This window comes from Streptomyces malaysiense, from assembly GCF_000980885.2.
In the GTDB taxonomy this organism is placed as follows: domain Bacteria; phylum Actinomycetota; class Actinomycetes; order Streptomycetales; family Streptomycetaceae; genus Streptomyces; species Streptomyces malaysiense.
The window spans coordinates 1-11,764 of sequence record NZ_LBDA02000049.1 but is presented as its reverse complement, the minus strand read 5'-3'; the positions used below and the strand labels follow the sequence as shown (position 1 = coordinate 11,764).

The window sequence follows — 11,764 nt, the reverse complement described above, 5'->3', positions numbered from 1 at the left end:
GACTCTGCTTTCGCTATGGACATATCCGGGACCCACCTCAGAGCCGTTCGCGCGGTGCTGTTCACGGCCTTCGTCGTGACCCTCGGCACCGCGTCGCACGTGCTGCTGTCCCGGACCCCGCTGCCCGCCGCGACCGTGGCCGCGGTCGCGGCCGGCGTCTTCGCCGGCGCGTACGCGCTGGCGGGCCGCGAGCGCGGCTTCGGCCGGATCGCCGCCCTGCTGGTCCCGCTGGAACTGGCCGCGGACACGGTGTTCACCACCGGCCAGCAGACCTGCTACGGCCAAGCGGGCGGCCCGGTCGCCGGCCCCCTGCACTCCTTCGGCTTCGACCTGCTGTGCCACGGCGGCGCGGTGGGCGGTCCGCTGGCCCAGGTGAGCCGCGGCCAGGCCGCCGGGGTACTGGCGCACGCCTCTCCGGCCACCGCCTGGCTGCTGCTCGCCGCGCACATCGGCGTGGGCCTGCTGGCCGCCGCCTGGCTGCGCCGGGGCGAGCGGGCCCTGGCGCAGCTGCTGCGCGCGGTGGCCGCCGCCTCCTTCCGGCCGCTGCTCCTCGCGGTGGCCGCGGTCGCCGCACGGCCCCTGCCCCAGGGGCGCCCGCCCCGCCCGGCCCCACGCCGGGCCACCGCCCTCGACCGGCTTCTCGCGCATTCCCTGGGACGGCGTGGACCACCGCGCTCCGCCGCGCTCGCCTCGTGGTGAGCGACGCGTACCAGTCCCCCACCCGTATCCCGCGCAGGACAGCTGCGCGACCCCCAGGGAGAAGACCCAGATGAGCAAGCGGAACAGCCAGGCGTCGAAGACGGCGGCCCGGGAGCGGCTGCGCATGGAGCGCGAGCGCCAGGCCAAGCGCGACAAGGCGAGGCGCCAGGCGTTCGTGGCCGGCGGCATCGTGGTCGTCCTGGCCGCCGCGGGCGGCATCGGCTACGCGGTCGTCCAGGCCAACAAGCCCACCGGGTGGGACGCCGTGCGGAACCAGAAGCTGGTGAAGCCGGCCAACACCACCGGGGCGGACGGCACGACCGTCGTCATCGGCAAGAGCACCGCCAAGAAGACCCTCGTGACGTACGAGGACCCGCGCTGCCCGGTCTGCGCCCAGTTCGAGGAGACCGTGGGCTCGACGGTGAAGAAGGACGTCGACGACGGCAAGTTCAAGCTCCAGTACGTCGGAGCCACCTTCATCGACGTGAACATCCCCGGCGAGGGCTCGAAGAACGCGCTGAGCGCCCTCGGTGCCGCGCTGAACGTCAGCCCCGAGGCGTTCCTGGAGTACAAGGCCGCGCTCTACTCCACCAAGTGGCACCCGGACGAGCAGGACGACAAGTTCAAGGACGACGCCTACCTGATCAAGGTGGCCGACACGGTCGGCGCGCTCAAGGGCAACAAGGCGTTCCAGAACGACGTCAAGAAGGGCACGTTCGACAAGTGGGCGCTGCTCATGAACGACAAGTTCAACGCGGACGGGAAGAAGTACGGCTTCGGCGGCACCCCCACCCTTCTCATGGACGGCAAGAAGCTGACCGGCAGCGACGGCCAGAACGCCCCCATGTCGGTCGGTGAGTTCGACACCGCGCTCCAGAAGGCCCTGGGCAAGTAGGCGGGCACCGTGCGGGGACGCCGGCGAAGGCGGGCGTCCCCGCGCCGGCGCGCCCGTCCCCGAAGCGCCTCTGACGGACGTTCACCGTCCAGGGCGGCCAAAGGTGCTCGGCGGCCGGACGAAACCCGACGGCCGGGTGAAGAGCGGGCGAACATTCCCTGTTCGCCCGCTCTTTTGTTCTACCGATCGGTAACCTGATCGGCCGTGACCAGTCGAAACAGATCACTGCCCGCCTCCCAGGGCCTCAACTCCCCTTCCCCCCGCCGCCGTACGGTCGTCAAGGCCGCGGCGGCGACCGCTGTGCTGGCCGGGCCGCTCGCCGCCGCCCTTCCGGCCCGCGCCGCCGGTCAGGCACCCGCCTTCCTGCACGGTGTGGCCTCCGGTGACCCGCTGCCCGACGGCATCCTGCTGTGGACCCGTGTCACCCCGACCCCGGACGCGACTCCCGGTTCCGGCATCGGCCCGGACACCGTGGTGAGCTGGGTCGTCGCCACCGACAAGGCGCTCACCCAGGTCGTCAGCAAGGGCTCCACCACCGCGACGGCCGCCTCGGACCACACCGTGAAGGCCGACATCCGCGGTCTCCGGCCGGCCACCGACTACTGGTTCCGGTTCTCCTCCGGCGGCACCGACTCCCCCGTCGCGCGCACCCGCACCGCCCCGGCCGCCACCGCGGACGTCTCCGGGCTCCGCTTCGGCGTGGTCACCTGCGCCAACTGGGAGGCCGGCTACTTCTCCTCGTACCGCCACCTCGCCGCCCGGAACGACCTCGACGCCTGGCTGCATCTCGGCGACTACATCTACGAGTACAAGTCCGGCGAGTACGCGGCCCGCGGCAAGGTGATCCGGCAGCACGCCCCCACCAACGAGATCATCACGCTCGCCGACTACCGCACCCGGCACGGCAAGTACAAGACCGACGCCGACCTCCAGGCCCTGCACCTGAAGGCGCCGGTCATCGCGATCTGGGACGACCACGAGTTCGCCGACAACGCGTGGTCGGGCGGCGCGGTCAACCACACCGAGGGCGCCGAGGGCACCTGGACCGCCCGCAAGGCCGCCGCCAAGCAGGCCTACTTCGAGTGGATGCCGGTGCGCCCGGCGATCGAGGGCACCACCTACCGGCGGCTGCGCTTCGGCAGGCTCGCCGACCTGTCCCTGCTGGACCTGCGCTCCTTCCGCTCCCAGCAGGTGTCCGGCACCAGCGGCGCGGTGGACGACGCGAGCCGCACCATCACCGGCCGGGCCCAGCTCGACTGGCTGAAGGCGGGCCTGAAGGCGTCCGACACCAAGTGGCGCCTGGTCGGCAACTCGGTGATGATCGCGCCGTTCGTCATCGGCTCCCTCACCGCGGACCTGCTCAAGCCGCTCGCCAAGCTGCTCGACCTGCCGCAGGGCGGCATAGGCGTCAACACCGACCAGTGGGACGGCTACACCCACGACCGCCGGGAACTCCTCGACCACCTGACCTCGAACGACATCGGCAACACCGTCTTCCTGACCGGTGACATCCACATGTCATGGGCCAACGACGTGCCGGTGGACGCCGGCACCTACCCGCTGTCGGAGTCGGCCGCCACCGAGTTCGTCATCACCTCGGTGACCTCCGACAACCTCGACGACATCGTCAAGGTCCCCGAGGGCTTCGTCTCCGCGGTCGCCGCGCCGCTCATCGAGGCCGCCAACCGGCACGTCCACTGGGTGGACACCGACCGGCACGGCTTCGGCGTGCTCGACATCACCACCGAGCGCGCCCAGATGGACTACTACGTCCTCTCCGACCGCACCGACCCGAACGCCACCGCCAAGTGGGAGCGCTCGTACCGCACCCGCACCGGCACGCAGAAGGTCGAGCGCGCCTACGACCCGGTCTAGGGTCTTCCGTTCGGATCAGGCCGGATCAGGGCCCGGCATGATCCAAGCGAGAGGCCCTAGGCCGACCGCAGGCCGTCGAGGAAGCCGAGCGCCACGCGCCAGGTCGCCTCGGCGGCCTGCGCGTCGTGGTCCGGGAGGTCCGGGTCGGTGTACAGATGCCCGGCCCCGGCATACCGGTAGACCTCCACATCGGCGCCCGCCCGGCCCATCCCGAGGTACCAGGCGCCGAGCCAGTCGTCCGTCTCGAACGGGTCCGGCTCGGCCACGTGCAGCTGCACCGGCAGCTCGTCCACATGCGCGTTCGGCGCGATGTCCGAGGTGCCGTGCAGAAGCAGCAGTCCGCGCGCCCTGTCGTCGCCGAGGGCGAGGGTCTGCGCCACGGAGGCACCGAGCGAGAACCCGGCGTAGACCAGCCCCCGCTCGGAGTACGGCGCCGCCGCCAGCACGGCCCGCTTCAGCAGCTCCTCCTTGCCGATCCCGTCGCTGAACTCCATGCCCTCCTCGACGGTGCCGAACGTCCGCCCCTCGAAGAGGTCCGGCGTCCACACCTCGTGGCCGGCCGCGCGCAACCGGTCGGCGGCGTCGCGCACCGCGGGCCTGAGCCCGTAGGTCGAGTGAAAGAGCATGATGTTCATGAGCCCATGGTGCCAGTCCCGGGGGTCCGGCCCCGGAGCGGGACAAATCACAGGTTCGCGAGCGCCGCAGCCGGTTACGTTCCAAGGCATGGAGACCGTACTGCGTCCCGTGATCGTGGTCGGCGCGTCCGTGTTCCTGACCGTCCTCATCGGCTGGGCCACGGACGTACTGCTGCGCAAAGCGGACGAACGCCACCCCGAGACCCCCCTGTGGGACCTGCTGCGGCGCGCCCGCGTCCCGTACCAGCTGGTCCTGTGGGCCGCCCTGCTCAGAGGCTCCTACGACGAGGCGGAGCTGTTCGAGGAGCACCGGGACGGGGTCGGGCGGACCCTGACGCTGGTGCTGATCGGTGCCGCGGCGTGGCTGGTGATCCGGATCGCGGGGGCCGTGGTCGAGACGACGTACAGCCGCTACGCGCGCGCCCACCACGACGCGGCGCGGGTACGGCGGGTGCGCACCCAGGTCACACTGATCATGCGGGTGGTCTCGGCGATCGTCGGCGTGGTCGCGGTGGCCGCGATGCTGCTGACCTTCCCGGCGATGCGCGCGGCGGGCGCCTCGCTGCTGGCCTCGGCCGGTGTTCTCGGCATCGTGGCCGGTGTCGCCGCGCAGTCGACGCTGTCGAACCTGTTCGCGGGACTCCAGATCGCCTTCGGCGACATGGTCCGCATCGGCGACACCGTGGTCGTGGACGGCGAGTGGGGCTCGATCGAGGAGATCACCCTGACCTTTCTGACGGTGCGGACCTGGGACGAGCGCCGGATCACCATGCCGGTGTCGTACTTCACCTCCAACCCCTTCGAGAACTGGTCGCGGGGCACCCCGCAGATGACCGGGATCGTCTTCTGGCAGCTCGACCACAGCGCGCCCCTGGAGGCGATGCGCGAGAAGCTGCGCGACATCCTGCGCCAGTGCCCGGCCTGGGACGGCCGGGCCTCCAACCTGGTGGTGACCGACTCCACCGCCAACACCATGGAGGTGCGCGCGCTGGTGACCGCGAAGGACGCCGACGACATCTGGACGGTGCGGGTCGCGGTCCGCGAGCAGATGATCACCTGGCTGTCCGCGGAGCACCCCTACGCGCTGCCCCGGGTCAACACCGCGGACGCGGTGCCGCCGCCCCACCGCGTCCCGTCCCCGGACCGTCACTCCCTGCGCAAGGCGTACGAGTTCCCGCGCACCGGCAAAAGCTGAGCGGGACGGGGCCGGCGGCCATGCCGACCGGCTCAGTGTCCGCGTTCGGCGCCTCCGTTGACCTGGATGATCTGTGAGGTGATGTGCCCGGCGGCGGGCGAGGCCAGCCAGTGCAGGGTGGACGCCACGTCCCCCGGCTCGCCGGCCCGGCCGGTGGAGGTCTCGGCCACGAGCTGCCCGCGCCGCTCCTCGGACATGCCGTCGCCGAAGAAGCCGGTGTCCTCGACATAGCCGGGCGCGACCACGTTCACCGTGATGCCCCGGTGGCCGAGCCTGCGGGCCAGATCGTGGGCGTAGGGGTGCAGTCCGGCCTTGGCGGCCGCGTAGGCGCCGCTGCCCGAGCCCCGGTAGGCGGCGATGGAGCTGAGGAAGAGCACCCGGCCGCCGGGCTCGGCGAGCCGGTCCCGGAGGGCCTCGGTGAGCAGCACCGCGGTCAGGGTGTTGAGTCTGAAGGCGACGGTCCAGGCGTGGGCCACCCGGTCGAGGGGGTCCTCGCCGCCGGCCGGGGGCTCCAGGCCGCCGGAGCCCCCGGCGCCGTGCACGAGCACGTCGACGGTGCCGAACTCCCGGGCGACGAGGCGGGCGACCTCCCGCACGTCGGCGGGCTCGGCGAGGTCGGCCGCGTGCGTGAGCGCCCCCGGCACCCCGGCCTCCTCCAGCACCCGCGCGCGCCGCCCGAGGAGCAGCACCCGGTCCCCGTCCGCGGCGAAGGCCCGTGCCGTCGCCAGCCCGATGCCCGTACCGCCTCCGCTGATCACGATGTTGCGATTCATGATCCGAGAGTAGGAGTCCGCGGCGGAGGGCGCTTCCGCTTGTCCACAGTCCCCGTACGTTTGTGTGACCGCAGACGCACAGCCTCCCGGGACAGGACCTGGCTAGCGCAGGCTGCGCACATCGAGGTGGCGCAGGATCCGGTCCACGATCTCCGGGTCCATGCCCGGCTCGCTGCGCGCGGCGAGCACCTCGTGCCGGGCCGCGCTGAGCATCTCGCCCTGGATGCGCCGGATCCGCTTCAGCCGCTTGGCCCGCTGGTGCTGTGCCTCGCGGCGCTCCTCCTCACCCATGTCGGGGCTGATCCGGATGCCGATGTCGAAGGCCTGCCGCAGCATCTGCTCGGACAGCTCCTCGGGCAGGTCCTCCACCTGTTCGATCTCCCGCAGCCGGCGCTTGGCCGCCTTGGCCGCGCGGACCGCCAGATCCTTCTCGTACTCCTTCTCCCGCTCGGCGTCGGCCCGCACCCGCAGCCGTTTGACCAGCCACGGCAGGGTGAGGCCCTGGAGCACCAGGGTGGCGACGATCACTCCGAAGGCGATGAAGACGATCTCGCCCCGGTCCGGGAAGGGCTTGCCGGCGTCGGTCTCCAGCGGGATGGCCAGCGCCAGCGCGACCGAGGCCACCCCGCGCATCCCGGACCACCACATCACGACCGTCTCCCGCCAGCTCGCCGGGATCTCCTCCTCCACGTCGCGCCGGGCGTGCAGCCGTTTGGTCAGCCAGGTCGCCGGGAGCAGCCACAGCAGCCGTACGACGATCACCACACCGGCGACGGCGGCGGCCCAGCCGAGCAGTTCGCCCCAGCGTCCGCTGGCCGTGCGGATCGCGTTGTGCAGTTCCAGGCCGATCAGCCCGAAGGCGACGCCCGTGACGAGGGTGTCGATGATGTCCCAGAAGGTGTGTCCGGCCAGCCGGGTCATCACGTCGTCGGCGCCGGTGGCGTACTCGGAGAGGTAGAGGGCCGTGGTGAGCACGGCGAGCACGCCGGAGCCCTGGAGCTTCTCCGCGAGCACGTAGGAGGCGTACGGCACCAGCAGGGTCAGGCCGATCTGGAGCGTGGGGTCCCCCAGCAGGTCCATCAGCCGGTTGGCGCCCCAGCCGAGCAGCAGCCCCACGGCCACCGCCACCACGGCGGACAGCACCAGCGCGAGCCCGGCGCGCCAGGGCGAGAACAGGCCGCTCACCGCGGCGGCGATCGCCACGTGGTAGAGCACGATGGCCGTGACGTCGTTGAACAGCCCCTCGCCCTCCAGGATGGACACCAGGCGGCGCGGCAGCCCCAGTTGACCGGCGACGCTGGTCGCGGCGACCGGGTCGGGCGGGGCGATCAGGGCGCCGAGCGCCACGGCGGCGGCGACCGAGAGGCCGGGCACGATCGCGTGGGCGACGAGGGCGACGCACACCATGGTCACGAACACCAGGGCGACGGCCAGGGTGAGGATCGGGCGCTTGTTGGCCGCGAACTGCCGCCAGGAGGTGCGCCGTACGGCCGCGTACAGCAGCGGCGGCAGCAGTCCGGGGAGGATCAGCTCGGGCGGGATGTCCACGTTGGGCACGAAGTCGGCCACCGCGAGGACCCCGCCGAACAGCGTCATCAGCACCGGGGCCGGCACCCCGAGGCGGTCGCCGACCGGGACGCTCACCAGGGCCCCGAGCAGCAGGGCGAACAACAGGGCCAGCTGATCCAAGGACGGCACTCCGGGGTCGGCACGGGACGCGGGGCTTCAAGCCTGCCATGCCGCCCGGCCGGCGGCCGTCCGTGCCCGTCGGCCCGGAGGGTGCCGCCGCCCCCCGTTCAGCGGCTCGTGCGCCCGGTGGTCACAGGGCGCGGCGCATCGCCCGGTGGGGCATGTCGGCGTCCAGGAACTCCGGTCCGTACGCCGCGTAGCCGAGCCGCTCGTAGAAACCGAGCGCCTGGGTCTGCGCGTGCAGGTCCACCGCGGCCAGGCCACGCGCGCGGGCCGCGTCCTCGATGGCCCGCACCAGGGCGGCGCCGATGCCGAGCCCGCGCGCCCGGCGGGAGACCGCGAGCCGCCCGAGGGAGCCGACGGAGGCGTCCGCGCCGGTCTTGGCGACGGCCGCCTCGCCGGTCAGCAGCCGCCCGGTGCCCAGCGGGGTGCCGTCCGCGCCCAGGGCCAGCACGTGCACGGCGGCGGCGTCGTACACGTCGTACTCGATGGCCTCGTCCACGCCCTGCTCCTGGACGAAGACGTCCTTGCGGACCGCGAAGCACGCCTCCAGGTCGGCGGGGTCCGCGGCGACGCGGACGGTGGGGGTCCCGGTCATCCGTAGGTCTCCTCGCGGACCAGGTCGAGGGCCTGCTGGAGATCCTCGGGGTAGTCGGAGGCGAACTCCACCCAGCGGCCCTCGCCCGGGTGTTCGAAGCCGAGGCGCACGGCGTGCAGCCACTGGCGGGTGATGCGCAGCCGCTTGGCGAGGGTGGGGTCGGCGCCGTAGGTGAGGTCGCCGACGCACGGGTGGCGGTGGGCGGCCATGTGGACGCGGATCTGGTGGGTGCGGCCGGTCTCCAGCTTCACGTCGAGCAGGGAGGCGGCGCGGAAGGCCTCGATGAGGTCGTAGTGCGTCACCGAGGGCTTGCCGTCGGCGGTGACCGCCCACTTGTAGTCGTGGTGGGGGTGACGGCCGATCGGGGCGTCGATGGTGCCGCTCGTCGGGTCCGGGTGGCCCTGGACCAGGGTGTGGTAGCGCTTGTCGACCGTGCGCTCCTTGAACTGGCGCTTGAGCGAGGTGTACGCGTACTCCGACTTGGCGACCACCATCAGGCCGGAGGTGCCCACGTCCAGGCGGTGCACGATGCCCTGGCGCTCGGCGGCGCCGGAGGTGGAGATCCGGTAGCCGGCGGCGGCGAGACCGCCGATGACGGTCGGTCCGCTCCAGCCCGGGGAGGGGTGCGCGGCCACGCCGACCGGCTTGACGATCACGACCACGTCGTCGTCGTCGTGCACGATCTCCATGCCCTCGACGGGCTCGGCGACCACCTGCACCGGCGCGGGCGCCTGCGGCATCTCGACCTCCAGCCAGGCGCCGCCGCGCACCCGCTCGGACTTGCCGACGACCGCGCCGTCGACCTGCACCTTGCCGGCCGCGGCCAGCTCGGCCGCCTTCGTGCGGGAGAAGCCGAACATGCGGGAGATGGCGGCGTCGACGCGCTCGCCCTCCAGGCCGTCGGGCACGGGCAGGGTACGGATCTCGGGAATCGTGCTCACCCGTCGAGTATGCCGGACGGGCACGGCGGCCCTGACCGGGCCTGTGGAGAACCGGCCGCGGCCCCGGTCCGCCGGAGCCCGCGTCGTCGGTCGTCGTGGGCCGTGCCGTCAGTCCTTGTGGACCGTGCCGTCGGGGTCCAGGCCGCGGAAGGACAGCAGCACGATCAGGATGCCGCCGCACACGATCGCCGAGTCGGCGAGATTGAAGATCGCGAAGCCCTTCGGCGCGATGAAGTCCACGACCTGGCCCTCGAACACCCCGGGGGCGCGGAAGATCCGGTCGGTGAGGTTGCCGAGCGCGCCGCCGAGCAGCAGGCCGAGCGCGACGGCCCAGGGGAAGCTGTAGAGCTTGCGGGCCAGGCGCATGATCACCACGATCACCGCCGCGGCGATCACCGTGAAGATCACGGTGAAGGCCGCCCCGAAGCCGAAGGCGGCGCCCGGGTTGCGGATGGCGTTCAGCTCCAGCAGGTCCCCGACCAGCTTGATCGGCGCGTGGCCCTCCAGCTTGGCCACCACCAGGGTCTTGCTGATCAGGTCGAGCGCGTAGGCGAACGCGGCCACGGCGAACAGCACGGCGATCCGGCGGCCACGGCCGGTCCGCTCCGGCGCCTGGTCCTCCGCGCGCTCCGGGACCTGCTGTGCGCCGTCCTGCGGGGTGTCCGGCGTATTGATGATGCGCTCCGCCTCTGCCACGTGCGTCCCTCGACCTAGGTACCTGACTGGGGACGAGACTACGGCACGCTCAGGCGGCCCCACACGCTCAGGAGCGGCGTTCCTGCTTCTGCTTGCACTCCACGCACAGGGTGGCCCGCGGGAAGGCCTGCATCCGGGCCTTGCCGATGGGGTTGCCGCAGTTCTCGCACAGGCCGTAGGTGCCCGCGTCGAGCCGTTCGAGCGCCCGTTCGGTCTGGGTGAGCATCTCGCGCGCGTTGGCGGCCAGCGCCAGCTCGTGCTCACGGGTGATGTTCTTGGTCCCGGTGTCGGCCTGGTCGTCGCCGGCGCCGTCCCCGGAGTCGCGCATCAGGCCGACCAGCGACTCCTCGGACGAGCTGATCTCCCGCCGCAGCCGCTCCATCTCGGACTGGAGCTCCGCGCGCGCCTCGGCGACCTCCTGCCCGGTCCAGGGGTCCTCGCCGGGGCGCACCGCCAGCTCGCCGGGGTCCGCGGCGGCGAGGCGCGCCTCGGTAAGGGCTGTGTCGTCCGCCGTGGCCGTGCCCGGGGTCTTCTTCGCAACCACCTTCGTGGCTCCTGTCTGCTTCGCGGCCCGCGCCGCGCCCGCCTTCTTGGCCGTGCTCTTCTCGTCCGGCTCCGCCTTGTGGGCCACGGCCCTCGCCGCGGCCTTACCGTCGGCGGTTCCCGCCCCGGGGGTGCCCTCGGCCGTCCTGTCACCGGCCGTCGCGTCCTCGGCCGCGCTCTTCCCGGCGGGCGCCTTCCTCGCCGCCGCCTTCTTGGCCGCCGTTCCCCCGGCCGCCTTCTTCCGCGTCGCGGCCGTCTTGCGCGCGGCCGCCGCGGTCCTCCCGGCCGCCGCCTTCTTCTCCGGCGTCCCCCTGGCGGCCGTCTTCCTCGCCACCGGGTGGGCGGCGGCCTCCTCGGCCGCGCCCGTCTGCTCCAGGACCGGCTTCACGGCGGCTCCCTTCTCGGCGGCGGCCCTACCGGCCACCGCCTTCCCGTCCCCCTCCTCGGTCACCGCTCTCCGTTCCGCCGCCGGGCCGGCGGCGGCCTCGTGGGCAGCGGTCCTGTCGGTACCCGTCCTCCCGGCCGCGGTCTTCTTCGCGCTCTCTCTCGCCACCATGGCCGCGGCCCCTTCACAAATGGTGATCTCGCTCGCGAATCGTGCTGGGACGATAAATCGACTTGCCTCCCGCGGCAACGGGGCACACCGCCCGATTCGCCCGGCCGCACCCCCCGCGCGACGGGCCTGCCTCCGTTGTGCCCAGCTCCCCGCCGGGTAATCCGCCACACCGGGCATCACACCCGTACCCGTGCCATTCGGGGCATCGGACGCCCGCCCCGGGCCCCCGCGGGCACCGGCCCGAAAGGCGGTCGGCCGCTGTCCGCGCGGCGCCGTACACTGGGCGGAGCGAGAAGCATGGATGGGGACGAGTAGCGGCGTACGCAGCCCAGAGCGACCCGGGGACGGTGGAAGCCCGGGGGCGAGCGCGACGCGAAGATCACCCCGGAGCCGCCGGAAGAAAGCCGCACCCGCAGGGCCAGGCCAGTAGAACCGGTTTCGCGAACCCAATGAGGGGGCTCACCGGCGGCCGGGACGCGCGGCGGCGGGCCAAGGAGGGTGGTACCGCGGGAGCGCGCCGCACACGGCGTGGGAATCGAAGCTCTCGTCCCTCCGACGGAAGTAAGCAAGTCCGTTGGAGGATGCTCGCTGATGACAGCGCCGACATACCGCCAGGTGCCCGCCCAGGTCGACCTGCCCGCGCTTGAGCACGCGGTGCTCGACTTCTGG

General features: G+C 72.6%; 11 protein-coding genes. 4 read left to right on the top strand and 7 right to left on the bottom strand.

Translation table 11 applies throughout. The features are described from left to right. The first annotated feature begins 15 nt into the window (after positions 1-15). The 3 genes from VT52_RS20445 to VT52_RS20435 all read left to right on the top strand — a co-directional run bounded on the left by VT52_RS20445 (position 16) and on the right by VT52_RS20435 (position 3,469). Positions 16-699 (top strand): hypothetical protein, encoded by a 684-nt coding sequence (locus VT52_RS20445; RefSeq protein WP_046423079.1) that lies wholly within the window; start codon positions 16-18, stop codon positions 697-699. Between the two features lie 70 nt (positions 700-769). Further along, positions 770-1,594 carry a thioredoxin domain-containing protein gene (locus VT52_RS20440; protein WP_046423076.1) on the top strand — a complete coding sequence of 275 codons (825 nt, stop codon included), beginning with the start codon at positions 770-772 and terminating at the stop codon, positions 1,592-1,594. A gap of 204 nt (positions 1,595-1,798) precedes the next feature. Beyond that, on the top strand, positions 1,799-3,469 hold the full coding sequence (locus VT52_RS20435; protein WP_046423075.1) for an alkaline phosphatase D family protein: 1,671 nt from the start codon (positions 1,799-1,801) through the stop codon (positions 3,467-3,469). Between the two features lie 56 nt (positions 3,470-3,525). Here VT52_RS20435 and VT52_RS20430 read toward each other — a convergent pair whose 3' ends face one another. After that, positions 3,526-4,104, bottom strand: coding sequence for a dienelactone hydrolase family protein (locus VT52_RS20430; RefSeq protein ID WP_046423073.1), 579 nt, complete (start codon positions 4,102-4,104; stop codon positions 3,526-3,528). Between the two features lie 88 nt (positions 4,105-4,192). Between VT52_RS20430 and VT52_RS20425 the strand changes: the two genes are divergently transcribed. Next, positions 4,193-5,299, top strand: a complete 1,107-nt coding sequence (locus tag VT52_RS20425; RefSeq protein ID WP_046423070.1) for a mechanosensitive ion channel family protein — start codon at positions 4,193-4,195, stop codon at positions 5,297-5,299. A 32-nt stretch (positions 5,300-5,331) separates the two neighbouring features. Here VT52_RS20425 and VT52_RS20420 read toward each other — a convergent pair whose 3' ends face one another. From VT52_RS20420 to VT52_RS20395, 6 genes are all read right to left on the bottom strand, one after another. Then, positions 5,332-6,072: an SDR family NAD(P)-dependent oxidoreductase gene (locus VT52_RS20420; RefSeq protein WP_046423068.1), complete on the bottom strand. Its 741-nt coding sequence runs from the start codon at positions 6,070-6,072 to the stop codon at positions 5,332-5,334. Positions 6,073-6,174: 102 nt separating this feature from the next. Beyond that, a complete protein-coding gene (locus VT52_RS20415; RefSeq protein WP_046423066.1) occupies positions 6,175-7,761 on the bottom strand; it encodes a Na+/H+ antiporter in 1,587 nt (528 codons plus the stop codon). A 130-nt stretch (positions 7,762-7,891) separates the two neighbouring features. Further along, positions 7,892-8,359 carry a GNAT family N-acetyltransferase gene (locus tag VT52_RS20410; RefSeq protein ID WP_046423064.1) on the bottom strand — a complete coding sequence of 156 codons (468 nt, stop codon included), beginning with the start codon at positions 8,357-8,359 and terminating at the stop codon, positions 7,892-7,894. Then, positions 8,356-9,300, bottom strand: a complete 945-nt coding sequence (locus tag VT52_RS20405; protein WP_046423063.1) for an RluA family pseudouridine synthase — start codon at positions 9,298-9,300, stop codon at positions 8,356-8,358. Before VT52_RS20405 ends, VT52_RS20410 begins: the two co-directional genes overlap by 4 nt. A 108-nt stretch (positions 9,301-9,408) precedes the next feature. Further along, complete coding sequence (gene lspA / locus VT52_RS20400; protein WP_046423061.1) at positions 9,409-9,996, bottom strand: signal peptidase II; 588 nt, start codon at positions 9,994-9,996, stop codon at positions 9,409-9,411. A gap of 67 nt (positions 9,997-10,063) precedes the next feature. Next, a complete protein-coding gene (locus VT52_RS20395) occupies positions 10,064-11,095 on the bottom strand; it encodes a TraR/DksA family transcriptional regulator (RefSeq protein WP_079175152.1) in 1,032 nt (343 codons plus the stop codon). Positions 11,096-11,764 lie beyond the last annotated feature (669 nt).